We start from the raw sequence: 26,681 nt of genomic DNA on the forward strand, positions 1-26,681 counted from the left end.
GCAGTGATGCGACTGCCCGTTATCTACACGACTTACCAGCGGGGAAAGCGATGATCGTGCAAAAAGAGCTGGTTGCTATTTACGATTATGAGGTCCCTGTACCTGAAGATCCGTTTTCCTTCAGACTTGAGATCCATAAATGCTCTGAATTATTTACAGGTTCCGTCTATCGACTGGAGCGATTCCGGCTACGTCCAACATTTCATCAACGTGATCGAGAAGATGCTGACCCGCTAATAAATGATGCGTTGATTTATATAAGAGATGAGTGTATTGATGAGCGGAAATTACGAGGTGAATCACCTGAAACTGTAATAGCAATTTTTAATCGTGAACTACAGAATATATTCAACCAAGAAATAGAATAATATACTCTAAATAATTCAAATTGGTCCGATCCGGCGCAACGTCCCAATGGCCTGGATTATAAATCTCATTATCTTAATTGCAACGGGGTCCAGCCGTGGTTATAATTCGTTCGTTGGAACACGATGTTGCACAGGCTGCGGTGTTGGGCCTGAAAATAGTAAATAAAAGAACCTGCCTCACCAGCAGTTTTTTTATTTACTGTGATCTGCTTTCCAGATATTTTTCGCTCAAACAACTAATGCGCCAAACATTTATTGCGCGTAAAATATCGTTTATTTCATTAATACATTTCAGGGATGAATATATGTCACCGCAGAATAATCATCTGCAGCGTCCGCCTGCTGCTGTGTTATACGCCGATGAACTGGCAAAATTAAAACAAAATGATAACGCACCTTGCCCGCCCGGTTGGCAGTTAAGTTTGCCTGCGGCCCGTGCTTTTATCCTTGGCGACGAAGCGCAAAATATCAGCCGTAAAGTGGTGATTAGCCCCTCCGCTGTCGAACGTATGTTAGTCACTCTTGCTACCGGCCGCGGTTTGATGTTGGTGGGGGAACCGGGTACCGCAAAATCTCTTCTTTCTGAATTACTGGCAACCGCTATTAGCGGCGATGCCGGGTTAACCATCCAGGGCGGGGCATCTACCACCGAAGATCAAATCAAGTATGGCTGGAACTACGCCCTGCTTATCAATCATGGTCCGTCAACGGAAGCGCTGGTCCCTGCCCCGCTTTATCAGGGAATGCGCGACGGCAAAATCGTCCGTTTCGAAGAGATAACGCGTACACCGCTGGAAGTGCAGGACTGTCTGTTAGGTATGCTTTCTGACAGGGTGATGACGGTGCCGGAACTCACTGGTGAAGCCAGTCAGCTCTATGCGCGAGAAGGCTTTAATATTATTGCCACTGCCAATACCCGCGATCGCGGCGTCAATGAAATGAGTGCTGCGCTAAAGCGTCGCTTCGATTTTGAAACGGTTTTTCCGATTATGGATTTCGCCCAGGAGTTGGAACTGGTCGCCAGTGCTTCGGCGCGTTTGCTGGCCCATAGCGGTATTCCGCATAAAGTGCCTGACGCGGTACTGGAATTACTGGTCCGCACCTTCCGCGATCTGCGTGCCAACGGCGAAAAGAAAACGTCAATGGATACACTGACAGCGATTATGTCCACCGCTGAAGCCGTGAACGTGGCCCATGCTGTGGGCGTCCGCGCCTGGTTTTTAGCGAATCGCGCGGGGGAGCCTGCCGACCTGGTGGAATGTATTGCCGGAACCATCGTCAAAGATAACGAAGAAGATCGCGCGCGTCTGCGCCGTTACTTCGAACAGCGTGTCGCCACACATAAAGAAGCTCACTGGCAGGCTTATTATCAAGCCCGCCACCGCCTGCCGTGAGGAAAGATGCATGAGCGAGCCGTTAATTGTCGGCATCCGGCATCATAGTCCGGCCTGCGCCCGGCTGGTGAAATCGTTAATCGAAAGCCAGCGGCCACGATACGTGTTGATTGAAGGCCCGGCTGATTTTAATGACCGGGTAGACGAACTGTTTTTAGCCCACCAGCTTCCGGTAGCTATTTACAGTTATTGCCAGTATCAGGACGGTGCAGCCCCCGGGCGTGGTGCCTGGACGCCATTTGCTGAATTTTCGCCGGAGTGGCAGGCGCTACAAGCCGCACGTCGCATTCAGACACAAACTTACTTCATCGATTTGCCTTGCTGGGCGCAGAGTGAAGAAGAGGACGATTCGCCTGATACGCAAGATGAAAGCCAGGCCTTACTGCTGCGTGCCACCCGCATGGATAACAGCGATACCCTGTGGGATCACTTGTTCGAAGATGAAAGCCAGCAAACTGCATTACCCTCTGCGCTGGCGCACTATTTTGCCCAACTGCGGGGCGACGCCTCCGGCGATGCGCTCAATCGTCAGCGCGAAGCCTTTATGGCCCGCTGGATTGGATGGGCGATGCAGCAAAATAATGGCGACGTGTTAGTTGTCTGCGGTGGCTGGCACGCTCCGGCACTGGCAAAGATGTGGCGCGAATGCCCTCAGAAAATTAACAAGCCAGAATTGCCCTCGCTGGCAGATGCCGTTACAGGTTGTTATCTCACACCCTACAGTGAAAAGCGCCTTGATGTGCTGGCAGGATACCTTTCAGGAATGCCTGCCCCGGTATGGCAAAACTGGTGCTGGCAGTGGGGCTTGCAGAAGGCCGGTGAACAACTGCTAAAAACTATCCTTACCCGTTTGCGCCAGCACAAATTGCCCGCTTCTACCGCGGATATGGCTGCCGCTCATCTGCATGCGATGGCGCTGGCACAGTTGCGCGGTCATACACTACCGTTACGCACTAACTGGCTGGATGCCATAGCAGGCTCGCTGATTAAAGAAGCCCTGAACGCGCCGTTGCCGTGGAGCTATCGCGGCGTTATTCATCCCGATACCGATCCGATTCTGCTAACGTTGATAGACACATTAGCGGGTGACGGATTCGGTAAACTTGCCCCTTCTACGCCACAACCGCCTCTGCCAAAAGATGTCACCTGCGAACTGGAACGTACCGCAATCTCCCTTCCGGCGGAGCTTACCTTAAATCGCTTTACCCCCGATGGGCTGGCGCAAAGTCAGGTGTTACATCGGCTGGCAATACTGGAGATCCCTGGGATTGTACGCCAGCAGGGAAGTACACTGACACTTGCAGGCAACGGTGAAGAACGCTGGAAATTAACCCGCCCGCTTAGCCAGCATGCGGCATTGATTGAGGCCGCCTGTTTTGGTGCCACACTCCAGGAAGCCGCACGCAATAAATTAGAAGCCGATATGCTGGACGCGGGCGGAATCGGCAGTATCACCACATGTCTTAGCCAGGCGGCGTTAGCGGGTCTGGCGTCCTTCAGTCAACAATTACTGGAGCAACTCACACTATTAATCGCCCAGGAAAATCAATTTGCCGAAATGGGCCAGGCGCTGGAAGTGCTATATGCCTTATGGCGGCTGGATGAAATTAGCGGTATGCAAGGCGCGCAGATATTACAAACGACGTTATGCGCGGCTATCGATCGCACGCTGTGGCTGTGTGAATCTAACGGCAGACCGGATGAAAAGGAGTTTCACGCTCACCTGCATAGCTGGCAAGCGCTTTGCCATATCCTGCGCGATCTACATAGCGGCGTTAATTTACCCGGCGTTTCTCTTTCTGCGGCGGTAGCCTTACTGGAGCGACGCAGTCAGGCGATTCATGCCCCGGCGCTGGATCGCGGCGCGGCTCTTGGCGCACTAATGCGTCTGGAACATCCCAACGCCAGTGCCGAAGCGGCGCTGACGATGCTGGCGCAGTTATCCCCGGCACAATCCGGTGAGGCGCTGCACGGTTTGCTGGCATTAGCCCGTCATCAACTGGCCTGTCAACCTGCATTTATCGCCGGTTTCAGCAGTCATTTAAATCAACTAAGTGACGACGATTTTATTAACGCCCTGCCCGATTTACGCGCGGCAATGGCCTGGCTACCGCCACGAGAACGCGGGACGCTGGCGCATCAGGTGCTTGAGCATTACCAGCTTGCGCAGCTTCCTGTTTCAGCGCTGCAAATGCCGTTGCATTGTCCACCACAGGCCATTGCACATCATCAACAACTCGAACAGCAGGCACTGGCATCGCTGCAACACTGGGGAGTTTTCCATGTCTGAACTGAACGATCTTCTGACCACCCGTGAGCTACAACGCTGGCGATTAATTCTTGGCGAAGCGGCAGAAACGACGCTTTGTGGGCTGGATGACAACGCCCGGCAGATAGACCACGCGCTGGAATGGCTGTATGGGCGCGATCCTGAACGGCTCCAGCGTGGTGAACGCTCCGGTGGATTAGGTGGCTCAAATCTCACCACCCCTGAGTGGATCAACAGTATTCACACGCTGTTTCCGCAACAGGTGATTGAGCGGCTGGAAAGCGATGCCGTACTGCGCTATGGCATTGAAGATGTGGTGACGAATCTCGACGTGCTGGAACGTATGCAGCCTTCTGAAAGCCTGCTACGCGCCGTTTTGCATACCAAACATCTGATGAACCCCGAAGTACTGGCTACCGCCCGCCGGATAGTGCGCCAGGTTGTTGAAGAAATTATGGCTCGACTGGCAAAGGAAGTTCGTCAGGCTTTTTCTGGTGTCCGCGATCGCCGTCGCCGCTCATCTATTCCACTGGCGCGAAACTTTGATTTCAAAAGTACTCTACGCGCCAACCTGCAACACTGGCACCCACAACACGGCAAGTTGTATATCGAATCCCCCCGCTTTAACAGCCGCATTAAACGCCAAAGCGAACAATGGCAACTGGTCTTACTGGTTGATCAAAGCGGCTCGATGGTCGATTCGGTGATCCACTCTGCGGTGATGGCGGCCTGTTTATGGCAGTTACCCGGCATTCGTACCCATCTGGTCGCTTTTGACACCAGTGTGGTTGATCTCACGGCAGACGTTGCCGATCCGGTAGAGTTATTAATGAAAGTGCAATTAGGCGGCGGAACCAATATCGCCAGTGCCGTGGAGTATGGTCGGCAACTTATTGAACAACCAGCGAAAAGCGTCATTATCCTCGTGAGCGATTTTTACGAAGGGGGTTCATCATCATTACTGACGCATCAGGTGAAAAAGTGTGTCCAGAGCGGCATCAAAGTGCTGGGACTGGCAGCGCTCGATAGCACAGCAACACCTTGCTATGACCACGATACGGCCCAGGCGCTGGTAAATGTCGGCGCACAAATAGCCGCCATGACACCGGGCGAGCTGGCATCATGGCTTGCGGAGAATCTTCAGTCATGAATTCACTACGTCCGGAATTATTAGAACTGACACCGCAGGCCCTGACGGCGTTAAGCAATGCCGGTTTTGTTAAGCGCAGTCTTAAGGAACTGGAAAATGGCAACGTCCCGGAAATCAGCCATGAGAACGGCGCTTTAATCGCCACCTTCAGTGACGGTGTCCGTACCCAGCTGGCGAACGGCCAGGCACTGAAAGAGGCTCAGTGCAGCTGCGGGGCCAGCGGTATGTGCCGTCATCACGTGATGCTGGTGTTAAGTTATCAACGACTTTGTGCTACCGCCCAGCCTACGGGAAAAGAAGAGGAATGGGATCCGGCAATCTGGCTGGAAGAACTGGCTACCCTTCCCGATGCCACCCGCAAACGCGCACAGGCGCTGGTCGCTAAAGGCATCACCATTGAGTTGTTCTGTGCGCCGGGTGAAATTCCCTCTGCCCGCTTACCGATGAGCGATGTGCGTTTTTATTCCCGCAGCAGTATTCGTTTCGCCCGTTGTGATTGTATTGAAGGCACACTTTGCGAACATGTCGTACTGGCTGTGCAGGTCTTCGTCGAGGCCAAAACTCAGCAAGCGGAATTTAACCATTTGATCTGGCAGATGCGCAGCGAACACGTCACATCATCTGACGATCCGTTTGCCAGCGAAGAAGGCAAAACGTGTCGTCAATATGTTCAGCAATTAAGCCAGGCATTATGGCTGAGCGGCATCAGCCAGCCGCTTATTCACTACGAGGCCGCTTTCAGCCGCGCGCAGCAAGCGGCGGAACGCTGCAACTGGCGATGGGTGAGTGAATCGCTACGGCAACTGCGCGCCAGCGTTGATGCCTTCCACGCCCGCGCAAGCCATTATCATGCCGGAGAATGCTTGTGTCAGCTTGCGGCATTAAACAGTCGATTAAATTGCGCACACGAAATGGCGCAGCGCGACAGTGTTGGTGAAATTCCTCCCATGCCGTGGCGCACGGTCGTTGGCGCAGGCATTGCCGGAGAAGCAAAGCTTGATCATCTGCGGCTGGTGTCTTTAGGTATGCGTTGCTGGCAGGATATTGAGCATTATGGTTTACGCATCTGGTTTACCGATCCCGACACCGGCAGTATTTTGCACCTTTCGCGCAGTTGGCCGCGAAGCGAACAGGAAAACTCACCGGCAGCTACGCGTCGGCTGTTTAGTTTTCAGGCTGGCGCACTGGCGGGTGGGCAAATTGTTTCACAAGCAGCAAAACGCAGTGCCGATGGCGAGCTGCTGTTAGCTACCCGCAACCGCTTAAGCAGCGTTGTGCCGCTGTCGCCTGATGCCTGGCAAATGTTGAGCGCGCCGTTACGCCAGCCGGGCATTGTGGCTTTGCGGGAATATTTACGCCAGCGTCCCCCCGCCTGCATACGGCCTCTTAATCAGGTCGATAACTTATTTATTCTGCCGGTCGCTGAGTGTATTTCGCTCGGTTGGGATAGCAGCCGCCAGACGCTGGATGCGCAGGTCATTAGCGGCGAAGGTGAAGATAATCTGCTGACGTTATCACTGCCAGCCTCAGCCAGCGCGCCTTATGCCGTTGAACGCATGGCGGCGCTTTTGCAACAAACAGAGGACCCCGTGTGTCTGGTTTCTGGCTTTGTCAGTTTTGTAGAGGGGCAATTGACACTGGAACCACAGGTAATGATGACAAAGACTCGTGCCTGGGCGCTGGACGCTGAAACTGCGCCTGTGGCACCGCTACCTTCTGCCAGCGTTTTGCCTGTGCCGTCTACTGCTCATCAGTTGCTGATACGCTGCCAGGCGTTACTTATTCAACTGCTCCATAACGGCTGGCGCTATCAGGAACAAAGTGCTATTGGTCAGGCAGAGTTGCTGGCGAATGACCTCACCGCCGTGGGTTTTTATCGGCTGGCACATGTGTTGGGACAATTTCGTAATACAGAAAGCGAGGCACGGGTAGAAGCAATGAATAACGTTGTTTTGCTTTGCGAACAATTATTCCCCATGCTTCAGCAACAAGGATGAAATAGTGCTTTTTACTAAGAGTTCTACTCCAGTTCCGGACTGCTCACGCCACGGTATTAGGCATATCCTATATAGCCCCTGGTGAGAGTCACCAGTTCCTTGATTAAATAAAATGGAGTTTTACATGAAGGCTTTCAATAAGCTGTTTTCCCTTGTTGTTGCATCTGTTCTGGTTTTCTCTCTTGCTGGCTGCGGTGACAAAGAAGAATCGAAGAAATTCAGCGCCAATCTGAACGGCACTGAAATTGCCATTACCTATGTCTACAAAGGTGACAAGGTGCTTAAGCAATCTTCTGAAACCAAAATTCAATTTGCCTCCATAGGTGCTACCACCAAAGAAGATGCTGCCAAGACACTTGAGCCGTTAAGCGCCAAATACAAAAACATCGCGGGTGTTGAAGAAAAATTAACCTATACCGATACCTACGCGCAGGAAAACGTGACTATCGATATGGAAAAAGTGGATTTTAAAGCCCTGCAGGGTATTTCAGGAATCAACGTTTCTGCTGAAGATGCCAAAAAAGGTATCACTATGGCGCAAATGGAACTGGTGATGAAAGCCGCTGGTTTTAAAGAAGTGAAATAATCTGTCGGCGGCCATGTTTCGCATGGCCGCCATACCCGTCTTAGCTTTTCTTCACATGCTGGCGCGCTGCCAGTCCACGCAGAAAATAACGTAAAAATTGATCGCCGCATTCGCGGAAGTTTTTATGATCCGGTGCACGCATCATCGCCGTAATTTCCGGCATCGAAACGCGGAACTGCTGTTCGGTGAGGATCGCCAGAATGTCATCGGTTTTCAGCGAAAACGCGATGCGTAATTTTTTCAGCACGATGTTGTTATTAATGCGACGTTCCGGCTCCAGTGCCGGAGCAGACTCATCCTTGCCGCGTTTTTCATAAATCAGGCCATTGAGGAATGACGACAAAACAATGTCCGGACAACGCTGAAAACCCTCTTCGTCTTCTTTACGTAGCCAGACGGCGATCTGTTCCGCGGTGGCTTCGACATTACCCAGCGCCAGAATACGCACCAGGTCATTATTATTGGCTTTCAAAATGTAGCGCACGCTGCGCAGAATATCGTTACTTAGCATGAGGCCTTCAGGTGTTGATGAGGCAAAAAGCCATTTTAGCAGTCTTTTACAGGCCAATCGCCTCTTTTAAGCTTTTCAGATAACGGCGGCTGACCGGCACGGTTAAGCCATTACGCAAAATCAACTCGGCCTGGCCGTTATCTTCCAGACGAATCTCCTGTAAATGCGCGAGGTTAACCAGATACTGACGATGGCAGCGCAGTAGTGGTGTACGACTTTCCAGGGTACGTAATGTCAATTCGGTAAAGCCCTCTTTCCCTTCGTGGCTGGTAACGTAGACACCGCTCATCCGACTGCTGACAAATGCCACATCTTTCATTTGCAGCAAATAAATCCGACTATGCCCAGTACAAGGGATAAATTTCAGCGCCTGTTGATTTTCTGGTAACAGCGAAACATCCTGCTTGCTGCGTTCCTGCCGCAAACGCGCCAGCGTTTTCTCCAGTCGCGCTTCATCAATTGGCTTCAGCAGATAATCAAAGGCGTGTTCTTCAAAGGCTTTAATGGCGTATTCGTCAAACGCGGTGAGAAAAACAATATACGGACGATGTTCCGGGTCGAGCATCCCCACCATTTCCAGACCACTGATGCGCGGCATCTGGATATCGAGAAACAGCACATCCGGGCGCAGTTTATGCACCGCGCCGATCCCTTCCACGGCGTTTGAACACTCACCAACGATTTCAATATCGCTCTGCTCCTGCAAAAATACGCGCAGGTTCTCCCGTGCTAACGGTTCATCATCGACAATTAAGACTTTAATCATGCCTCGTCCCTCCATGGTAGTCGTAACGTTATTCGGGTGTAACTATCAGGCTCACAGGCGACGCTTATCCCATAGTCATCGCCAAACCGTTCACGTAAACGCTTATCCACCAGATTCATCCCCAGCCCACTGGCATTGGTTACCGGTTGATACAAACCGGCATTGTCTTCGATCTCCAGCATTAAATGTTGCCCCTCACGTCGGGCGCTGATTGCCACTCGCCCTGTATCCAGCAGTTGTGATGTCCCATGTTTAATGGCGTTTTCCACTATCGGTTGCAGGGTAAACGCGGGCAATTGCTGCTGGGATAATTCTTGCGGAATAGCAATGTTGACCTGCAACCGCGACTGGAAGCGCGCCTTTTCAATTTGCAGATAAGCATTCACATGTTCAATTTCGTCGGCGAGAGTAACAAACTCCGAAGGCCGCTTTAAGTTTTTGCGGAAAAAAGTGGAAAGATACTGCACCAGCTGGCTGGCCTGTTCGCTGTCGCGACGGATCACCGCTTTAATGGTGTTAAGCGCATTAAACAAAAAATGGGGATTCACCTGGGCGTGAAGCAGTTTGATCTCTGACTGGGTGAGCATCGCTTTTTGCCGCTCATATTGCCCGGCAAGGATCTGCGCCGAAAGCAGTTGCGCAATCCCCTCACCCAACGTGCGGTTGATTGAACTGAATAAACGGTTTTTGGCTTCATACAATTTGATGGTGCCCATCACCCGCTGATTTTCACCACGCAACGGAATTACCAGCGTCGACCCCAGTTTGCATTGCGGATGCAAAGAGCAACGGTAAGGTACTTCGTTGCCATCAGCGTAGACCACTTCACCGGTTTCAATCGCTTTTAAGGTATAAGTCGAAGAAATCGGTTTGCCGGGTAAATGGTGGTCGTCACCAATTCCGGTAAAGGCTAGCAATTTCTCTCGATCGGTAATCGCGACTGCACCAATATCCAGCTCCTGATACAGCACCTGTGCCACTTTCATGCTGTTCACTTCGTTAAACCCCTGGCGCAAAATGCCTTCCGTCGAGGCCGCCACTTTCAGCGCAGTGGCAGAAAAAGCTGAAGTGTATTTTTCAAACATCGCGCGTTTATCGAGCAATATACGCATAAACAGCGCCGCGCCGACGGTATTGGTGACCATCATTGGCGCAGCAATATTACTCACCAGACGTACCGCATCTTCATAAGGTCGGGCGATCGCCAGGATGATCAACATTTGCACCATTTCAGCGACGAACGTGACGGCACCGGCGGTAATGGGGTTAAAGACTTTATCAGTGCGCCCGCGACGGATCAGAATGCTGTGTACCAGGCCGCCGAGCAATCCTTCAACGATGGTTGAGATCATGCAACTTAGCGCGGTCATGCCCCCCATCGAATATCGATGTAAGCCGCCGGTCAGACCAACCAGCCCACCGACGACCGGACCGCCGAGTAAGCCGCCCATTACCGCGCCTATCGCACGGGTATTGGCAATAGAATCGTCAATGTGCAACCCAAACCAGGTGCCCATGATGCAGAAGATGGAAAAGACGATGTAGCAGAGAAATTTATGCGGCAGACGAACCGTGACCTGCATTAACGGTATGAATAATGGCGTTTTACTCATTAACCACGCAATGACTAAAAAAACGCACATCTGCTGAAGCAGCAGCAACACCAGATTAAAATCGTACATACCCGCAAACCACACTTCCCTTTAAAACGCGTAACATACATTGCCTGCGTTTAACTTTCTTTGAACTCTTGCAGAAAAATGAGAATTCGTGAGTACGATCACTCAAAATCGCCTGGCAAAAATAAAATCACCCTATAGATGCACAAAAAACGGGCAAAACTACCTGGTTCGCAAAACTGCGTCTAAAGTTAAACCGGGACCTCGCGAGCAAGGGTGAGACGATGGCGCTTTACACAATTGGTGAAGTGGCGTTGCTTTGTGATATTAATCCTGTCACGTTACGCGCGTGGCAGAGGCGTTACGGATTGCTGAAACCGCAACGGACAGACGGCGGTCATCGGCTGTTCAACGATGCCGATATTGACCGGATCCGCGAGATCAAACGCTGGATCGACAACGGCGTGCAGGTCAGCAAAGTTAAAATGCTGCTCAGTAATGAAAATGTTGATGTGCAGAACGGCTGGCGCGATCAGCAAGAAACATTACTGACTTACCTGCAAAGCAGCAATCTACATAGCCTGCGAACGTGGATCAAAGAGCGCGGTCAGGATTACCCCGCCCAGACACTCACCACACATCTGTTTATTCCTCTGCGCCGACGGCTTCAGTGCCAACAACCGACTCTCCAGGCGCTGCTGGCGATCCTCGACGGCGTACTGATCAACTACATCGCCATTTGTCTGGCTTCGGCACGTAAAAAACAGGGTAAAGATGCGCTGGTGGTTGGCTGGAATATTCAGGATACCACCCGTCTGTGGCTGGAGGGCTGGAGGGCTGGATTGCCAGTCAACAAGGATGGCGCATTGATGTCCTCGCCCACTCGCTCAATCAACTACGCCCTGAACTATTCGAAGGCCGTACATTGCTGGTGTGGTGCGGTGAAAATCGAACCTCCGCCCAACAGCAGCAACTCACCAGTTGGCAAGAACAAGGCCATGATATTTTCCCACTCGGCATTTAATGATTCGTTAACAAATGCGCTTTACTGTACAATCCTTTCGTTAACATAAGGAGTGCATTATGCGCATAGCTAAAATTGGGGTCATCGCCCTGTTCCTGTTTATGGCGTTAGGCGGAATTGGTGGCGTCATGCTCGCAGGTTATACCTTTATTTTGCGTGCTGGCTAAGCGCCTGCACCAGCCTTTCAAACAGGCGGTCTGCGATGATCGCCGCCAGTGCCACCAGTAACGCCCCCTGGATCACATACGCGGTATTAAATCCGCTAAGCCCGATGATGATGGGCGTACCCAGCGTGCTGGCCCCTACCGTTGAGGCGATCGTCGCCGTACCAATGTTGATAATCACCGAAGTTCGCACGCCCGCCAGAATCACCGGAGCCGCCAGCGGTAGCTCGACCTTACGCAGTCGCTGACCACGACTCATTCCCATACCTTTCGCAACTTCTGTCACGCTGGCATCAATCGCTCCCAGCCCGGCAAGTGTCGCCTGCAGGACGGGCAGCACACCGTAAAGGATCAAGGCGATAATCGCTGGTTGCAGACCAAAGCCGATCACCGGAACGGCGATCGCCAGCACTGCGACGGGCGGAAAAGTCTGTCCAACGGCGGCAATAGTTTCCACCAGTGGGCGAAATTCCGCGCCCCACGGGCGAGTGACAGCAATTCCGGCACCAGTGCCAATGATCACCGCAAACAAACTCGAAATTCCCACCAGCCAGAAATGAGCCAGTGCCAGAGCTGCAAAACTTTCTTGCTGATAAACGGGTCGTGGCAGTTGTGGGAACAAGGCAGCAAACAGCGGCTGGCTGTAAGGCAGCCAGAAAATCAGCGCCACAAACAGAGCAATGAGCCAGAACAGCGGATCGCGCAACATCTTCATACGCTTACGCCTCCACCAGCAGATCCTGAAAATGCAGCGTGCCGCAAGGCTGGCCCTGCATGTTCACCACCGGCAGCACCTCGCATCCCCGCGCAACAAACAGAGAGAGCGCATCGCGTAGCGTCATCTCTTCTGCCAGTGCCTCACCATCTGCTCGTTCTTCGCGACGCACGTAATCCGCCACACTACGTAACGAAAGCAGGCGCACACCCAGTTCACTACGTCCAAAAAACTGGCGGACAAAATCATTCGCCGGACGAGTCAGCATCGTCAGCGGATTGCCCTGCTGCACTACTTCACCGTGATCCATCAATACCAGATGTTCTGCCAGCCGTAGCGCCTCATCAATATCATGAGTGACCAGCACAATGGTACGCCCCAGCAAACGGTGAATGCGCGTCATCTCTTGTTGCAACGCGCCGCGCGTTACCGGGTCCAGTGCGCCAAAAGGTTCATCCATTAGTAAGACTTGCGGATCGGCAGCCAGTGCACGCGCCACTCCCACACGTTGCTGCTGACCACCGGAAAGCTGATGCGGATAACGCTCACGCAAATTTGACTCCAGCCCCAGTAGCGCCATTAATTCGTCGATACGATCGTCAATCCGCGCCCGCGACCATTTTTGTAATTGCGGCACGGTAGCGATGTTTTGCGCCACGCTCCAGTGGGGGAACAGGCCAATAGATTGAATGGCATAGCCCATCCGGCGGCGCAACTCCAGTACTGGCAGCGAGCGAATTTCTTCTCCGGCAAAGCGGATCACTCCGCTGTCATGCTCCACCAGGCGGTTAATCATTTTCAGGGTGGTGGATTTGCCGGAGCCAGATGTGCCAATCAGCACCGAAAAACTCCCTTCCTGAAAATTGAGATTGAGATCGTTAACGGCTTTTTGTGCGCCGAACAGTTTGCTGACATGGCTAAATTCAATCATTACGTTTCACCTTCAGCAGTGCGATAAGCAAATCGAACAGCGCGTCGGTAAGCACCGCCAGAACAATTACCGGGATCACCCCCAGCAACACTAAATCAATGGCGCTGCTTAGCAGCCCCTGGAAAACCAGCGCACCAAAACCGCCTGCGCCGATTAACGCCGCAATCACCGCCATACCTACAGTTTGCACCATCACCACCCGCAGGCTGCGCAGAAATACCGGTAACGCCAGTGGTAACTGAACATGCAGGAATCGCCGCGCCCCGCTCATGCCCATCGCTCTGGCGCTCTCCAGCACATCGCGCGGGATCTGGTTCAAGCCGACTACCACGCCGCGCACCAGCGGCAGCAAGGCATAGAGCACCAGCGCAATCAGTGCGGGTGTCATTCCGGTTCCTGCTATGCCGAGCTTCCCCAGCCACGGAAAGGCCGTCACCAGCGCGGCAAGCGGCGCAATCAACAGGCCAAAGAGCGCCACCGAAGGCACGGTCTGAATGACATTGAGCAGAGAAAAAATTGCCCCCTGCCGAGCAGTGGAAAAGTAGCACCAGATGCCCAACGGCACACCAATCACTAACGCAGGCAGCACCGCACCAAACAGCAACGTCAGATGTTGTGCCAGCGCGTCGTCAAACACATCCTGACGGTTGGCGTATTCTTTCATTAGTGAGAGATCGTTAAGCGTGCCGGAGTACAGCAACCACAGCGGAATAATGGCAATCTGCATATGCAACAACCAGCGCCACAGCGAATGCGTGGAGATTCGGCGGATGGCATCGCTACAGGCCAGCAATGCCAGCGCCGCAGCCAGCCAGAAACCACTGCCGAGGCTGGTACGCGCCAGCGCACTGCCATTTTGCGCCAGTTGGGTCGCCGCCTTTCCAGCTCCCCACACCAGCAATACGAAGACGAATTGCGCCAGAATGAGTGCACAAATGCTGCCTTTTTTACCGGGAATAAAACAGGCCGTCAGCCAGGCGCAACCAACGCCCACCAGCATCCAGATCGTTTGCGGCCACAGCTGCCAGAGATGACGCCCCTCACCCGAAACTAAACGATTAGGCGCGTAACTGATAAACGGCAGCGCCGCTGCGATTGCCGTCAGCAACAGCAGCAGCGCCAGAACAGGATTAATACGGAAATAAGTCACGGGAAATTACTTCGTCCACCCTTTTTGTTTCAGGTAGTCGGCAGCCACTTTTTTGGCATCCAGTCCTTCCACAGCAATGCTGGCATTCAGTTGCTGCAATGTTTTTGCATCGAGGCTGGCGAAGACTGGCTGTAGCCACTGTGCCATTTGCGGATACTCCCTCAACACCGACTCACGCACCACTGGTGCAGGCGCGTAGATAGGTTGCACACCTTGCGGATCGCTTAAGGTTTGCAGCCCCAGCGCCGCTACCGGGCCGTCAGTGCCGTAAGCCATTGCAGCATTAACGCCAGAGGTTTGCTGGGCAGCGGCTTTGATCGTCACCGCCGTGTCGCCACCAGCCAGTGACAGCAACTGATCCTGACCGAGCTTAAAGCCATAGGCTTTTTCAAACGCGGGTAACGCATCGGCGCGTTCGATAAACTCTGCCGAGGCTGCCAGTTTGAAGGTGCCGCCCTCTTGCAGATAACGACTCAGGTCGGCAAGCGAAGTGAGTTTATTTTTCTCTGCCACATCCTGACGCACGGCGATAGTCCAGGTGTTATTTGCAGGCGCGGGCGTCAGCCAGATTAACTTGTTGTGCTCCGAATCGAGCTTTTTGACTTTCTCGTAACCTTGCTGCGCGTTTTTCCACGCTGCATCGTTTTCATCTTTAAAGAAGAAAGCGCCATTGCCGGTATATTCCGGATAGATATCCAGTTCATCGGAAGTAATCGCCCCGCGCACCACAGGAGTCGTTCCGAGTTGCACTTTATTCACCGTCGGTACGCCGTGGCTTTCCAGCACCTGCAAAATGATATTGCCGAGTAGCGCACCTTCGGTATCGATTTTTGAACCGACTTTAACGGGGGAAGCCGCCTGTAGCGGCAGGCTCACGGCTGCCAACATAACCAGTGAACCTGCCCAGAGCTTTAAGAGTGGCATGATGCTTTCCTCATTCTTTTACTGTTGTTTTCAGCGAATTAAGAGAAAAGCATAGTTGATAATGGCGGGGTTAGCTTGAGCGGAAGGATTCAGTTGCAGAATCAGATAAATACTTAAGAGGCATATTCGGTCCGGCGTTTCCTGCCGGATGCGGCGCGAGCGCCTTATCCGGCCTACAAAGGGCGAAAATTCAGCAAGTTAAGATATGAACATCAGGCAAAGGGCGCAAACGTCGCGCCCTTACAAAAGCATTACAGCAACTCAAACTCGCCTTTCTTAACGCGTGCGGAATCAGTGCCGATAAAGACATTGAACTTGCCAGGCTCGGCGTCATATTTCATCTGTTGATTCCAGAACTTCAGCGCCTCAATATCAATCGGGAAGCTGACGGTCTGAGTTTCGCCCGGCTTCAGGGTGATTTTCTCAAAGCCTTTCAGCTGTTTCACAGGGCGACTCATGGAAGCCGTCACATCCTGCAAGTACATCTGCACTACCGTGGCACCCTCGCGCTTACCGGTGTTCGTCACCTGCACGCTGGCCGTCACTTTGCCGTCACGCTTCATGGTCGGCGCAGAAAGTTTCACATCAGAGACGGTGAAAGTGGTATAGCTCAGACCATAGCCGAACGGATAAAGCGCCCCGTTAGCTTCATCAAAATAACGCGAAGTGTATTTGTTCGGCTTGTCGGCATTATACGGACGACCGGTGTTCAGATGGCTGTAGTACACCGGGATCTGCCCGACAGAACGCGGGAAGGACATCGGCAGCTTGCCGGACGGGTTGTAATCGCCAAACAACACATCGGCAATTGCATTACCGCCTTCAGTCCCCGCAAACCAGGTTTCCAGAATCGCATCAGCCTGCTGATCTTCTTTCACCAGCGCCAGCGGACGCCCGTTCATAAGCACCAGCACCAGCGGTTTACCGGTGGCTTTCAGCGCCGCAATCAAGTCACGTTGGCTTTGCGGAATAGTGATATCGGTCCGGCTGGAGGCTTCGTGCGCCATCCCCTGTGCTTCACCGACTACAGCCACCACCACATCAGATTGTTTCGCCGTCTGCACCGCTTCATCAATCATCTCTTGCGGCGAACGCGGATCGACTTTGACCGCTTCTTCATACTGATTCAGGAAATCGATAATGCCTTTGTCACTGGTAACGTTCGCCCCTTTGGCATACAGCACTTTACCGTTTTCACCGACGGCATTTTTAATCCCGGTCAGTACGGTCACGGATTGATCGGCAACACCGGCTGCGGACCAGCTGCCCATCACGTCACGTTTACTGTCCGCCAGTGGCCCAACCACCGCAATGGTGGCCGATTTTTTCAGCGGTAACGTTTCGAGACGGTTTTTCAGCAACACCAAGCTTTCGCGCGCTACTTCACGCGCTTCTTTACGGTGCAGGCGGCTTTCGGCATTGGTATCCACCGGGTCAGACTCTTTCGGCCCCAAATGGCTGTATGGGTCGTTAAACAACCCCATATCATATTTAACGTTCAGTACATGGCGGGCAGCATCGTCCAGCTCTGCCATCGTCACTTTGCCGGATTTAATCAACCCAGGCAGATACTTCGAGTAGTACTCGTCGCTCATGCTCATGTTGATTCCGGATTTCAGCGCCACGCGCACCGCATCTTCCGGGTCTGCCGCCGTGCCATGTTTAATCAGCTCTTTGATTGCACCGTGATCGGAAACGGTGATGCCTTTAAAGCCCCACTGGTCGCGCAGAACATCTTTCAGCAGCCAGGAATCGGAGGTGGCTGGCGTGCCGTTCAGCGAGTTCAGCGCCACCATCACCGCGCCGCTGCCTGCGTCCAGCCCCGCTTTGTACGGCGGCATATAATCATTAAACAGGCGCTGCGGACTCATATCGACGGTGTTGTACTCTTTACCGCCTTCTACCGCGCCGTATGCGGCAAAGTGTTTGACGCTGGTCATCACCGAGTAGCGATCTGCCGGGCTTTTACCCTGCATCGCTTCCACCATGGTTTTACCCATTGTTGAGGTGAGATACGTATCTTCGCCAAAACCTTCGGAAGCACGTCCCCAGCGCGGATCGCGCGAGACATCGACCATCGGTGCCCAGGTCATATTCAGGCCATCATCTGCCGCTTCATAAGCAGAGACACGTCCGACCGTTTTCACTGCATCGAGGTTAAAAGACGAGGCCAGACCGAGGCTAATCGGGAACACCGTGCGCTGACCGTGCAGCACGTCGTAAGCAAAGAAAAGAGGAATTTTCAGGCGGCTTAATTCCATCACCTGATCCTGCATGGCGCGGATATCCTGACGGGTTACGGTGTTGAAAATCGCCCCAACCTGACCGTCTTTGATCATCTCGCGGATCGCCTCTTTCGGGTTATCCGGGCCGACGCTGATTAAGCGCAGCTGACCAATTTTCTCATCAACTGTCATTTTCTTAAGCAGTTCGGTGACGAACGCATCCCGCGCTTCGGGCGTTAATGGATGGTTGCCGAATAAATCATCCGCCAGTGCTGGCTGCAGGGCCAGACTCACCGCGATTCCTACTGAACATAGCCATTTCATATGGATTTTTCTTCCTCTGTTGCCCGACGAGGCAGCGAAAATGGTGCAAAAACCGTAGTTTGCCATAAGCATGATGGAGAGAGAAAAAGAATGCTCAGTTTATTGTCTGAATTTTCAAAATATTCACTCGCTGAATTGTCATACAAGGCGCTATTCTAGTTTGTGATATTTTTTCGCCACCACAAGGAGTGGAAAATGTCTTCCATGACAACAACTGATAATAAAGCCTTTTTGAATGAACTTGCCCGTCTGGTCGGTCATTCACACCTGCTCACCGATCCCGCAAAAACGGCCCGCTATCGCAAGGGCTTCCGTTCTGGTCAGGGCGACGCGCTGGCTGTCGTTTTCCCTGGCTCACTACTGGAATTGTGGCGGGTGCTGAAAGCCTGCGTCACCGCCGACAAAATTATTCTGATGCAGGCTGCCAATACAGGCCTGACCGAAGGATCGACGCCAAACGGTAACGGCTATGATCGCGATATCGTGATCATCAGCACCCTGCGTCTCGACAAGCTGCACGTTCTTGGCAAGGGCGAACAGGTGCTGGCCTATCCGGGCACCACGCTCTATTCGCTGGAAAAAGCCCTCAAACCGCTGGGACGCGAACCGCACTCAGTGATTGGATCATCGTGTATAGGCGCATCGGTCATCGGCGGTATTTGTAACAACTCCGGCGGCTCGCTGGTGCAACGTGGCCCGGCGTATACCGAAATGTCGTTATTCGCGCGTATAAATGAAGACGGCAAACTGACGCTGGTGAACCATCTGGGGATTGATCTGGGCGAAACGCCGGAGCAGATCCTTAGCAAGCTGGATGATGATCGCATCAAAGATGACGATGTGCGTCACGATGGTCGTCACGCCCACGATTATGACTATGTCCACCGCGTTCGTGATATTGAAGCCGACACGCCCGCACGTTATAACGCCGATCCTGATCGGTTATTTGAATCTTCTGGTTGCGCCGGGAAGCTGGCGGTCTTTGCAGTACGTCTTGATACCTTCGAAGCGGAAAAAAATCAGCAGGTGTTTTATATCGGCACCAACCAGCCGGAAGTGCTGACCGAAATCCGCCGTCATATTCTGGCTAACTTCGAAAATCTGCCGGTTGCCGGGGAATATATGCACCGGGATATCTACGATATTGCGGAAAAATACGGCAAAGACACCTTCCTGATGATTGATAAGTTAGGCACCGACAAGATGCCGTTCTTCTTTAATTTCAAGGGACGCACCGATGCGATGCTGGAGAAAGTGAAATTCTTCCGTCCGCATTTTACTGACCGTGCGATGCAAAAATTCGGTCACCTGTTCCCCAGCCATTTACCGCCGCGCATGAAAAACTGGCGCGATAAATACGAGCATCATCTGCTGTTAAAAATGGCGGGCGATGGCGTGGGCGAAGCCAAATCGTGGCTGGTGGATTATTTCAAACAGGCCGAAGGCGATTTCTTTGTCTGTACGCCGGAGGAAGGCAGCAAAGCGTTTTTACACCGTTTCGCCGCTGCGGGCGCAGCAATTCGTTATCAGGCGGTGCATTCCGATGAAGTCGAAGACATTCTGGCGTTGGATATCGCTCTGCGGCGTAACGACACCGAGTGGTATGAGCATTTACCGCCGGAGATCGACAGCCAGCTGGTGCACAAGCTCTATTACGGCCATTTTATGTGCTATGTCTTCCATCAGGATTACATAGTGAAAAAAGGCGTGGATGTGCATGCGTTAAAAGAACAGATGCTGGAACTGCTACAGCAGCGCGGCGCGCAGTACCCTGCCGAGCATAACGTCGGTCATTTGTATAAAGCACCGGAGACGTTGCAGAAGTTCTATCGCGAGAACGATCCGACCAACAGCATGAATCCGGGGATCGGTAAAACCAGTAAACGGAAAAACTGGCAGGAAGTGGAGTAAAAATTACGGATGGCAGAGTATCGCCATCCGAATTCACTTAATCGTTCTGTGCCGTCTGCCCCGCCGCCGCCATTTGGGCGGCTTTTTGTTTTTTATAGCTCAACGCTGCTGCCGGCACAGGCATCACTTTACCGGTTTCAATCCAGGTACGCAGGCGGCTGGCATCGGCAAAATGGGTATATTTGCCAAACGCGTCCATCACTACCAGCGCCACCGGTTTATTATTGATAACCGTACGCATCACCAGACAATGGCCCGCCGCATTGGTAAAGCCGGTTTTGGTTAACTGAATATTCCAGTTATCGCGATACACCAGATGATTAGTATTGCGGAACGGCAGCGTATACGTCGGATTAGAGAAGGTTGCCATATCTTCCCGGGTAGTACTTAACTGCCCGATCAACGGATATTGTTTGCTGGCAATGAGCAGTTTGGTTAAGTCACGGGCAGTTGAAACGTTATGCACCGACAATCCGGTAGGTTCAACAAAGCGCGTGTTGTTCATTCCGAGCGATTTCGCTTTCGCATTCATTGCCTTAATAAAGGCTTTGTAACCACCGGGATAATGGTGCGCAAGGCTTGCCGCCGCGCGGTTTTCTGAAGACATCAGCGCCAGCAACAGCATATCTTTACGGCTGATTTCGCTATTCAGTCGTACGCGCGAATAGACCCCTTTCATCTCCGGCGTCTGGCTGATATCCACTTTTAGTTTTTCATCCAGCGGCAGTCGTGCATCCAGCACAACCATCGCGGTCATTAATTTGCTGATAGACGCAATCGGACGCACCAGATCCGGGTGGTTCGAATAGATCACTTTGTTGGTATTCAGATCAACAATCATCGCGCTACCGGAGGCAATTTCCGGTTGTGAAGCGGTGGTAGCGGCTGCCGTTTTCGCAACGGCCTGCGGTGCCAAAGGCACAGCCAGCATCAGGGCCAGGCTAAATAAAGAAACTCGAAATTTCGGCATGATGAGCATTCAGATAGTGGTTCACGCGCACGGGTTGCGCACCGCCGGAGTAAGGATTTACTGAGGCTAGCGACGCCATCATAACGAGCAAAAAGTGCGATCGTCAAAGGAGAATCGTGAGGAAATGCTGCATTGCTGACATTTACGCCAGCAATGCAACGTCAAAGAACTTTCTAGAACAAACGATAACCGTAGCCCCATAGTATAACGGTTAGGGCGAGCAGCACTTCCAGTACCAGCACGCCAATCGCCAGCGTCGAACTAGAGAAGCTAAGGCCTTCCTCTTTGTTGATATTCAGGAAGCTCGGAATACCAAGGTAAAGCAGGTAGCCGGTGTAAAACAGCGCCACCGTGCCGACCAGCGCACACAACCAGACCAGTGGATAAAGCGCCACCAGACCGCTTAAAAACAGCGGAGTTGCAACGTAGCCCGCGAAGACCATGCAGTGCGCAAGTGACGGACGCTGCGGATAATTACGCGCCATCCACCAGATGACCCGCCCCATTACCGCAACCCCAGCCAGCATAACGCCATAAAACAGGACAGCCAGCGCCAGTCCGGTAAACCAGGATAACTTCAGGATAGTGCCATCGCCAAAATTCCAGCCAATCTGTGTAGTGCCAATGAAGGCGCAAATCACCGGAATCGCCGCCATCAGCAAAACGTGGTGGGTGTAATGGTGAGAAATCGTTTCGTTTTCGCGATTAATCACCTGCATTTCACGATCGGGATGGGAAAACAGTCCCCAGACATGGCTCATACCGCCCCCTTGTTGTGAGTTCATGAACCTGACAGTTCAAGTATAAGTCAGCTTGTGATTATTTTTTTGTTCGCTCATGTAATTTGCACCGTCTGATGTACGTCCTTTTTCAGCGTGAATGATTTCCAGGGTGTATGCTTAAAGGCAACCAAAGGGAGACAGACTGGCCTATGGATCTCAATACACTCATCTCACAATATGGTTATGCCGCGCTGGTGATCGGTAGCCTGGCGGAAGGTGAAACCGTGACTTTGCTGGGAGGCGTTGCGGCACATCAGGGGCTATTAAAGTTCCCGCTGGTGGTACTTTCTGTGGCGCTTGGCGGCATGATTGGCGACCAGGTGCTTTATCTGTGCGGGCGGCGGTTTGGCGGCAAGCTGTTACGCCGTTTCTCGAAACATCAGGATAAAATTGAGCGGGCGCAGAAACTTATCCAACGCCATCCGTATCTGTTTGTCATTGGTACGCGCTTTATGTATGGCTTTCGGGTGATTGGCCCGACGCTGATTGGTGCCAGCCAGCTGCCGCCGAAAATCTTTCTGCCGCTTAATATTCTCGGCGCATTTGCCTGGGCGTTGATTTTTACCACTATCGGTTACGCTGGTGGTCAGGTGATTGCGCCGTGGTTGCACACTCTCGACCAGCATTTGAAGCACTGGGTCTGGTTGATTCTGGTCGTGGTTCTGGTGGTAGGCGTGCGCTGGTGGCTGAAACGGCGCGGGAAGAAAAAGCCGGATCATCAGGCGTAAAACCATTGCCCTGGGTAAGGCGTTCGCGCCGCATCCGACATCCGGTGCACCATGCCTGATGCGACGCTTGTGCGTCTTATCATGCCTACCAAAATTTTACCCATTGAAATAACCACGCACCTCACTGCGCTATTCTGGGTTGAACTGCGGATTCGCCAACATAAAGCCGCCATCCACTATCAACGACTGCCCGGTGGTGTAATTTGCGCCCTCTGAGCACAGCCACGCTACCAGGCTGGCAATCTCATGCGTTGCGCCAAAACGCCGCAGAGGAATCGAAGGCTCCGCGTCGGGCTTCACGTCGCTGTCATCCATGCCATTCATTGGCGTGGCGATCGCCCCAGGCGCGACTGCGTTCACCAAAATCTTATGCCTGACCAGCTCCAGCGCCATCGCTTTGGTTAACCCACCGAGCGCATGTTTAGCGGCTGTGTAGGCGCTGGCATCCGGCAGCGGCGTATGTTCATGTACCGACGTAATGTTGATGATGCGACCGCCCTGCCCTTGTTTCACCATCTGGCGGGCCGCAATTTGTGAGCATAAAAATGCACCATCGACATCAACGGTAAAAATCTTGCGCCACTCATCGAAAGCCATATCAAGAAACGGCGCTTTGGTCATTGCGCCCGCATTATTCACCAGCACATCAATACGCCCCAGCCGTTGAATGAGTTTCTCCAGCGCCTGCGCACCTTCTGGCAGTTTACCGAGATCCAGCTGCACGATCTCCGCACGTACGCCGTGGCTAACTACCTCACGCGCGGTATCTTTTGCCCCTTCTTCATCTGAGTTCCAGGTAATACCAATATCAACCCCCTGCTGCGCCAGTAATAACGCGCACTCTTTGCCGATCCCCGAATCGGAGGCGGTAATAATCGCAACCTGTGCCATCGAGTTCTCCACTTAACGCTGAATAAACGTTAAGTATAGAAGGCGCATATCATCAGCGTTTGTAACCCCCGCCCAACGCACCAGTGAGTTGAATGGAGGCATCCAGCCACTGCCCTTGCAATAACAGGCCATTGGCCCGCTCACGCAGCGCGGGGATTCTGGCTTCGCTGACGCGGGAACCAGCAATGATGCCCGCGTTAAAGCGCGCCTGCGCAAGACCTACCACACGCAAGGCATCGCGCTCAATTTGCGCCTGATGCTGGTTTTTCTCCGCCAGTGTCTGAACCTGACTGGCTGCCCGCGCCACGTCATTCACCGCTTCAACCACCGCTTTGTTGTAGCTGGCGATAGACAAGTTGCTTTCGGCTTTTGCGATATCGAGATTGGCGTTAAGACGACCACTATCGAAAATGGGTAGCGTCAGGCCTGCCGTAACGCCCATTTGCTGCGCGGAATGACGGAACAGATCGCTTAAGTGCAACGCATCCTGTTGCAGGAAGGCCATCAGGTTGATGTCAGGATAAAATGCCGCTTTTGCCGCATCAATGGTGCTTAGCGATGACTCAACGTACCAGTGCGCCGCCTGCAAATCTGCCCGCCGGGCCAGTAAGGAGTACCCCAGTTCATCAGGAAGCTGGCTTGCCACTTTCGGCAACGCGACCGGTTTAAGCTTCAATGACTTTGTCTGGTTATTTGTAAGTGCGCTTAACCGTGCCTCAATAATTTTCATTTTCCCCGCGACATCGTTGAGCTGCTGCCGGGTTTTGCTGGCATTAATATCGGTTTCCACACCTTCAACTGAAGAAGTAATCCCGTTCTGATATAGCTGGCGATCGGTCGCGATAATGGTGTTCTGCTCTTTTTCTATTTGCTGCAAGACCGTGTTTAACGCCGCCTGGGTTTGCCACTCCCAGTACAGGCGGGCTACGCTGCCAGCCAGCAATTGGCGGGTTTGCTCGCGTTCCGCCGCCCGTGCTTTAACCGTACCCAGGCGGGCAGTAACCTCCGCCCGATTCTTTCCCCAGATATCGAGCTGCCAGCCCGCCGTTAAGCCAAAAGTACCGTTGGTGTACCACGGGCCGGTCGTACCTGCGGCCGGATCGTTCAGAGCAAACGGCCCCATTAAGCCTTCTGCCGACATTTTTTGCCGCTCCATATCCGCCGAAAAGTCGATCTGCGGACCATCCTGAGTGGCAACTGCCTTCGCCTGGGCTTCAGCTAGCTGAATGCGCTGTTCAGCCACCTGCATATCCGGTGCGTTCTGTAGTGCATTGTTAATTAAGGAAGTGAGTTGATTATCGTGATACTCCAGCCACCATTGGCTGTCTGGCCAACCATTTTTCAGCGCCGTGGGTAATGCGGTGTCAACTTGTGCAGCGGGCGTTTGCTGGCTTAACGCCTGGCGGGTTTCATGCATAGGCGCACACCCGGCCAGCATCAGTAACAGCGGAAAACAGGCGATGGCTGGATAAAAGGAATCACGATTCATGGGGGAATAATCAGGTAAGAAAAGGTGCGCGGAGATTACCGTGTGTTGCGATATATTTTTTAGTTTCGCGTGGCAATACATCAGTGGCAATAAAACGACATATCCAGAAAAATATACACTAAGTGAATGATATCTTCCGATTTATCTTAATCGTTTATGGATAACGGCAAAGGGCTTCGTTTTTTCCTATACTTATTCAGCACTCACAAATAAAGGAACGCCAATGAAAATTATACTCTGGGCTGTATTGATTATTTTCCTGATTGGGCTACTGGTGGTGACTGGCGTATTTAAGATGATATTTTAAAATTAATTAATGTCATCAGGTCCGAAAATAACGAGAATATTTCAGTCTCTCATCCTGTTGCGCTCCTGTCATGTGCATTGCTTCATATAATCACTGGCGCAAGGAGCGCGCAGGGGGCGGCCAATCGCCGCCGCCCCCTGCACCCCCGGGCTCTGGCGAACAAAATCGCCGCTGCGCGGTGCCCTCGGCTTATCCCTTACGGCTACCGGGTCGGGCGCGAGGTAACATCCCTGTAAAACGCGCCCTCAGCCCACATCCATGTGGGCTGCCCCGGCCTTCAGGGAACGCCTCGGCAATTTTGACGCCACCAAACAACCGTGCGGCCTATTGATAAAGAGCTAACACATTGTCAAAAAACATCACTATGGTTTTTTAGAGTTTCTCGATATCAATTGCCTGAATAGCCCTTGCAATATCAGGGGAATTATTCAACACCCGAACATGCTGAAATAATTCCGTTGCTTCATCGTATTCTTTACGCAAATAACTCAACCACTGTTTAATCCGCGCAACGTGATATAACCCGGTATCGCCCTGCTTTTCCAGACGGGTATATTTTTGCAGCAAAGCAACCACCTCCGGCCACGGCATTCGCGGTTCGTTATATTTTACCACCCGGCTCAGGTTGGGAATATTGAGCGCCCCGCGACCAATCATCACTGCGTCGCAGCCGCTGATCGCCATGCATTGTTGCGCGCTCTGCCAGTCCCAGATTTCACCGTTGGCAATCACCGGAATATTCAGCCGCTGGCGAATATCGCCAATCGCCTGCCAGTCAATATGCTCCGCGCGGTAACCCTGCTCTTTCGTCCGCCCATGCACCACCAGCTCCGTAGCGCCAGCCTGTTGAACCGCATCGGCGATTTCAAATTTCTTCTCACCGCTGTCCCAGCCCAGACGCACTTTCACGCTGACGGGCAAATGCGCCGGTACAGCTTCACGCATCGCTTTTGCACCCTGGTAGATGAGTTCAGGATCTTTGAGTAACGTCGCCCCGCCGCCGCTACCGTTAACCGTTTTCGACGGGCAGCCGCAATTGAGATCCACGCCCCAGGAACCTAACTCCACCGCACGGGCGGCGTTCTCTGCCAGCCATTGTGGGAACTGACCTAACAACTGCACGCGCACCAGCGTACCAGATGGTGTCCGGCTGGCGTTTTGTAGCTCAGGGCAAATGCGATGAAAGACTTTTACCGGCAGCAGTTGATCCACCACGCGGACAAACTCGGTGATGCACAGATCGTAGTCGTTAACTTCGGTCAGCAATTCACGCACCAGAGAGTCAAGCACTCCCTCCATCGGTGCCAGTAACACACGCATATCATCACCCGCAAAAAAATGAGGCGCTATGTTAGCGCCTATGGTCAGCGGATTAAAGGTCTGCAAAGAGGGATTGCTGCAAACTGCAATCCCTCTCTATGCTTGATGTATGCCTGAGTTCGCTGCGCATTGCGTAATGCCGGGGAGCGAAAAAATAAGCGCTGAT

At 52.7% G+C, this 26,681-nt stretch carries 24 protein-coding genes and 1 pseudogene; 12 read left to right on the forward strand and 13 right to left on the reverse strand.

Annotated features, from left to right (window positions below; translation table 11 throughout):
- The first annotated feature begins 50 nt into the window (after positions 1–50).
- The 6 genes from yehK (at position 51) to K0778_RS03980 (ending at position 7,764) form a co-directional block, all read left to right on the forward strand.
- Positions 51–368: a protein YehK gene (gene yehK / locus K0778_RS03955; RefSeq protein ID WP_000636925.1), complete on the forward strand. Its 318-nt coding sequence runs from the start codon at positions 51–53 to the stop codon at positions 366–368.
- Positions 369–673: 305 nt separating this feature from the next.
- Positions 674–1,762 carry an AAA family ATPase gene (locus K0778_RS03960; protein ID WP_001300974.1) on the forward strand — a complete coding sequence of 363 codons (1,089 nt, stop codon included), beginning with the start codon at positions 674–676 and terminating at the stop codon, positions 1,760–1,762.
- A gap of 10 nt (positions 1,763–1,772) precedes the next feature.
- Positions 1,773–4,052 (forward strand): DUF5682 family protein, encoded by a 2,280-nt coding sequence (locus tag K0778_RS03965; RefSeq protein ID WP_021548823.1) that lies wholly within the window; start codon positions 1,773–1,775, stop codon positions 4,050–4,052.
- Positions 4,045–5,181, forward strand: coding sequence for a VWA domain-containing protein (locus K0778_RS03970; protein ID WP_001351788.1), 1,137 nt, complete (start codon positions 4,045–4,047; stop codon positions 5,179–5,181). Before K0778_RS03965 ends, K0778_RS03970 begins: the two co-directional genes overlap by 8 nt.
- A complete protein-coding gene (locus K0778_RS03975; RefSeq protein WP_023150017.1) occupies positions 5,178–7,178 on the forward strand; it encodes an SWIM zinc finger family protein in 2,001 nt (666 codons plus the stop codon). Before K0778_RS03970 ends, K0778_RS03975 begins: the two co-directional genes overlap by 4 nt.
- A 124-nt stretch (positions 7,179–7,302) precedes the next feature.
- Positions 7,303–7,764 carry a YehR family lipoprotein gene (locus K0778_RS03980; protein ID WP_001295429.1) on the forward strand — a complete coding sequence of 154 codons (462 nt, stop codon included), beginning with the start codon at positions 7,303–7,305 and terminating at the stop codon, positions 7,762–7,764.
- A 40-nt stretch (positions 7,765–7,804) separates the two neighbouring features.
- On the opposite strand, the gene K0778_RS03985 is transcribed toward K0778_RS03980, so the two are convergent.
- From K0778_RS03985 to btsS, 3 genes are read right to left on the reverse strand one after another with little or no spacing between them, the layout of a single operon-like run.
- On the reverse strand, positions 7,805–8,275 hold the full coding sequence (locus tag K0778_RS03985; RefSeq protein WP_001295430.1) for a DUF1456 family protein: 471 nt from the start codon (positions 8,273–8,275) through the stop codon (positions 7,805–7,807).
- 46 nt (positions 8,276–8,321) lie between these two features.
- On the reverse strand, positions 8,322–9,041 hold the full coding sequence (btsR, locus tag K0778_RS03990; protein WP_000598641.1) for a two-component system response regulator BtsR: 720 nt from the start codon (positions 9,039–9,041) through the stop codon (positions 8,322–8,324).
- Positions 9,038–10,723, reverse strand: a complete 1,686-nt coding sequence (btsS, locus tag K0778_RS03995) for a two-component regulatory system sensor histidine kinase BtsS (protein WP_001295431.1) — start codon at positions 10,721–10,723, stop codon at positions 9,038–9,040. Before btsS ends, btsR begins: the two co-directional genes overlap by 4 nt.
- Positions 10,724–10,944: 221 nt before the next feature.
- Here btsS and K0778_RS04000 point away from each other — a divergent pair.
- The 3 genes and pseudogenes from K0778_RS04000 to K0778_RS04005 all read left to right on the forward strand — a co-directional run.
- A pseudogene (locus tag K0778_RS04000) lies at positions 10,945–11,544 on the forward strand (MerR family transcriptional regulator); the annotation flags it as partial.
- Positions 11,478–11,684 (forward strand): hypothetical protein, encoded by a 207-nt coding sequence (locus K0778_RS28535; protein ID WP_370876877.1) that lies wholly within the window; start codon positions 11,478–11,480, stop codon positions 11,682–11,684. The pseudogene K0778_RS04000 and the gene K0778_RS28535, both read left to right, overlap by 67 nt.
- 59 nt (positions 11,685–11,743) lie before the next feature.
- Positions 11,744–11,851, forward strand: a complete 108-nt coding sequence (locus K0778_RS04005; RefSeq protein ID WP_001216963.1) for a protein YohO — start codon at positions 11,744–11,746, stop codon at positions 11,849–11,851.
- On the opposite strand, the gene yehW is transcribed toward K0778_RS04005, so the two are convergent.
- From yehW to bglX, 5 genes are all read right to left on the reverse strand, one after another.
- Positions 11,832–12,563 carry a glycine betaine ABC transporter permease YehW gene (yehW, locus tag K0778_RS04010; RefSeq protein WP_000783120.1) on the reverse strand — a complete coding sequence of 244 codons (732 nt, stop codon included), beginning with the start codon at positions 12,561–12,563 and terminating at the stop codon, positions 11,832–11,834. The genes K0778_RS04005 and yehW overlap by 20 nt on opposite strands.
- A 4-nt stretch (positions 12,564–12,567) precedes the next feature.
- Complete coding sequence (gene yehX, locus K0778_RS04015) at positions 12,568–13,494, reverse strand: glycine betaine ABC transporter ATP binding protein YehX (RefSeq protein WP_000569357.1); 927 nt, start codon at positions 13,492–13,494, stop codon at positions 12,568–12,570.
- The gene (gene yehY, locus K0778_RS04020) at positions 13,487–14,644 is read right to left on the reverse strand and encodes a glycine betaine ABC transporter permease YehY (RefSeq protein WP_000220838.1); all 1,158 of its coding nucleotides are present in this window, start codon (positions 14,642–14,644) and stop codon (positions 13,487–13,489) included. Before yehY ends, yehX begins: the two co-directional genes overlap by 8 nt.
- Positions 14,645–14,650: 6 nt before the next feature.
- Positions 14,651–15,568, reverse strand: a complete 918-nt coding sequence (gene osmF / locus K0778_RS04025; protein ID WP_001130295.1) for a glycine betaine ABC transporter substrate-binding protein OsmF — start codon at positions 15,566–15,568, stop codon at positions 14,651–14,653.
- 251 nt (positions 15,569–15,819) lie between these two features.
- On the reverse strand, positions 15,820–18,117 hold the full coding sequence (gene bglX / locus K0778_RS04030) for a beta-glucosidase BglX (protein WP_000871504.1): 2,298 nt from the start codon (positions 18,115–18,117) through the stop codon (positions 15,820–15,822).
- Positions 18,118–18,312: 195 nt separating this feature from the next.
- On the opposite strand from bglX, the gene dld reads away from it, so the two are divergent.
- The gene (gene dld, locus K0778_RS04035) at positions 18,313–20,028 is read left to right on the forward strand and encodes a D-lactate dehydrogenase (RefSeq protein WP_000097391.1); all 1,716 of its coding nucleotides are present in this window, start codon (positions 18,313–18,315) and stop codon (positions 20,026–20,028) included.
- A gap of 37 nt (positions 20,029–20,065) precedes the next feature.
- On the opposite strand, the gene pbpG is transcribed toward dld, so the two are convergent.
- Positions 20,066–20,998 carry a D-alanyl-D-alanine endopeptidase gene (gene pbpG / locus K0778_RS04040; protein ID WP_001295432.1) on the reverse strand — a complete coding sequence of 311 codons (933 nt, stop codon included), beginning with the start codon at positions 20,996–20,998 and terminating at the stop codon, positions 20,066–20,068.
- Between the two features lie 173 nt (positions 20,999–21,171).
- Positions 21,172–21,759: a Yip1 family protein gene (locus K0778_RS04045; protein WP_001295454.1), complete on the reverse strand. Its 588-nt coding sequence runs from the start codon at positions 21,757–21,759 to the stop codon at positions 21,172–21,174.
- Positions 21,760–21,929: 170 nt separating this feature from the next.
- Between K0778_RS04045 and K0778_RS04050 the strand changes: the two genes are divergently transcribed.
- On the forward strand, positions 21,930–22,508 hold the full coding sequence (locus K0778_RS04050; protein ID WP_001300768.1) for a DedA family protein: 579 nt from the start codon (positions 21,930–21,932) through the stop codon (positions 22,506–22,508).
- Positions 22,509–22,637: 129 nt separating this feature from the next.
- Here K0778_RS04050 and K0778_RS04055 read toward each other — a convergent pair whose 3' ends face one another.
- Positions 22,638–23,399 carry an SDR family oxidoreductase gene (locus K0778_RS04055; protein WP_000079568.1) on the reverse strand — a complete coding sequence of 254 codons (762 nt, stop codon included), beginning with the start codon at positions 23,397–23,399 and terminating at the stop codon, positions 22,638–22,640.
- 52 nt (positions 23,400–23,451) lie between these two features.
- The gene (gene mdtQ / locus K0778_RS04060; protein WP_001078146.1) at positions 23,452–24,888 is read right to left on the reverse strand and encodes a multidrug resistance outer membrane protein MdtQ; all 1,437 of its coding nucleotides are present in this window, start codon (positions 24,886–24,888) and stop codon (positions 23,452–23,454) included.
- 223 nt (positions 24,889–25,111) lie between these two features.
- Here mdtQ and yohP point away from each other — a divergent pair, with 223 nt between their 5' ends.
- Complete coding sequence (gene yohP, locus K0778_RS04065; protein WP_000691708.1) at positions 25,112–25,195, forward strand: small membrane protein YohP; 84 nt, start codon at positions 25,112–25,114, stop codon at positions 25,193–25,195.
- Between the two features lie 372 nt (positions 25,196–25,567).
- Here yohP and dusC read toward each other — a convergent pair whose 3' ends face one another.
- Entirely contained in the window at positions 25,568–26,515 is a 948-nt protein-coding gene (gene dusC / locus K0778_RS04070; RefSeq protein WP_001264861.1) for a tRNA dihydrouridine(16) synthase DusC, read from the reverse strand.
- Between the last annotated feature and the right edge of the window lie 166 nt (positions 26,516–26,681).

The sequence above is a fragment of the Escherichia sp. XD33 genome (assembly GCF_019375075.1).
Lineage (GTDB): Bacteria > Pseudomonadota > Gammaproteobacteria > Enterobacterales > Enterobacteriaceae > Enterobacter > Enterobacter flexneri_A.

Bases quoted from the DNA above. Each gene is read 5' to 3' on its own strand.
- yehK (WP_000636925.1), top strand. From the start codon at position 51: ATGATCGTGCAAAAAGAGCTGGTTGCTATTTACGATTATGAGGTCCCT.
- K0778_RS03960 (WP_001300974.1), top strand. From the start codon at position 674: ATGTCACCGCAGAATAATCATCTGCAGCGTCCGCCTGCTGCTGTGTTA.
- K0778_RS03965 (WP_021548823.1), top strand. From the start codon at position 1,773: ATGAGCGAGCCGTTAATTGTCGGCATCCGGCATCATAGTCCGGCCTGC.
- K0778_RS03970 (WP_001351788.1), top strand. From the start codon at position 4,045: ATGTCTGAACTGAACGATCTTCTGACCACCCGTGAGCTACAACGCTGG.
- K0778_RS03975 (WP_023150017.1), top strand. From the start codon at position 5,178: ATGAATTCACTACGTCCGGAATTATTAGAACTGACACCGCAGGCCCTG.
- K0778_RS03980 (WP_001295429.1), top strand. From the start codon at position 7,303: ATGAAGGCTTTCAATAAGCTGTTTTCCCTTGTTGTTGCATCTGTTCTG.
- K0778_RS03985 (WP_001295430.1), bottom strand. From the start codon at position 8,275: ATGCTAAGTAACGATATTCTGCGCAGCGTGCGCTACATTTTGAAAGCC.
- btsR (WP_000598641.1), bottom strand. From the start codon at position 9,041: ATGATTAAAGTCTTAATTGTCGATGATGAACCGTTAGCACGGGAGAAC.
- btsS (WP_001295431.1), bottom strand. From the start codon at position 10,723: ATGTACGATTTTAATCTGGTGTTGCTGCTGCTTCAGCAGATGTGCGTT.
- K0778_RS04005 (WP_001216963.1), top strand. From the start codon at position 11,744: ATGCGCATAGCTAAAATTGGGGTCATCGCCCTGTTCCTGTTTATGGCG.
- yehW (WP_000783120.1), bottom strand. From the start codon at position 12,563: ATGAAGATGTTGCGCGATCCGCTGTTCTGGCTCATTGCTCTGTTTGTG.
- yehX (WP_000569357.1), bottom strand. From the start codon at position 13,494: ATGATTGAATTTAGCCATGTCAGCAAACTGTTCGGCGCACAAAAAGCC.
- osmF (WP_001130295.1), bottom strand. From the start codon at position 15,568: ATGCCACTCTTAAAGCTCTGGGCAGGTTCACTGGTTATGTTGGCAGCC.
- bglX (WP_000871504.1), bottom strand. From the start codon at position 18,117: ATGAAATGGCTATGTTCAGTAGGAATCGCGGTGAGTCTGGCCCTGCAG.
- dld (WP_000097391.1), top strand. From the start codon at position 18,313: ATGTCTTCCATGACAACAACTGATAATAAAGCCTTTTTGAATGAACTT.
- pbpG (WP_001295432.1), bottom strand. From the start codon at position 20,998: ATGCCGAAATTTCGAGTTTCTTTATTTAGCCTGGCCCTGATGCTGGCT.
- K0778_RS04045 (WP_001295454.1), bottom strand. From the start codon at position 21,759: ATGAGCCATGTCTGGGGACTGTTTTCCCATCCCGATCGTGAAATGCAG.
- K0778_RS04050 (WP_001300768.1), top strand. From the start codon at position 21,930: ATGGATCTCAATACACTCATCTCACAATATGGTTATGCCGCGCTGGTG.
- K0778_RS04055 (WP_000079568.1), bottom strand. From the start codon at position 23,399: ATGGCACAGGTTGCGATTATTACCGCCTCCGATTCGGGGATCGGCAAA.
- mdtQ (WP_001078146.1), bottom strand. From the start codon at position 24,888: ATGAATCGTGATTCCTTTTATCCAGCCATCGCCTGTTTTCCGCTGTTA.
- yohP (WP_000691708.1), top strand. From the start codon at position 25,112: ATGAAAATTATACTCTGGGCTGTATTGATTATTTTCCTGATTGGGCTA.
- dusC (WP_001264861.1), bottom strand. From the start codon at position 26,515: ATGCGTGTGTTACTGGCACCGATGGAGGGAGTGCTTGACTCTCTGGTG.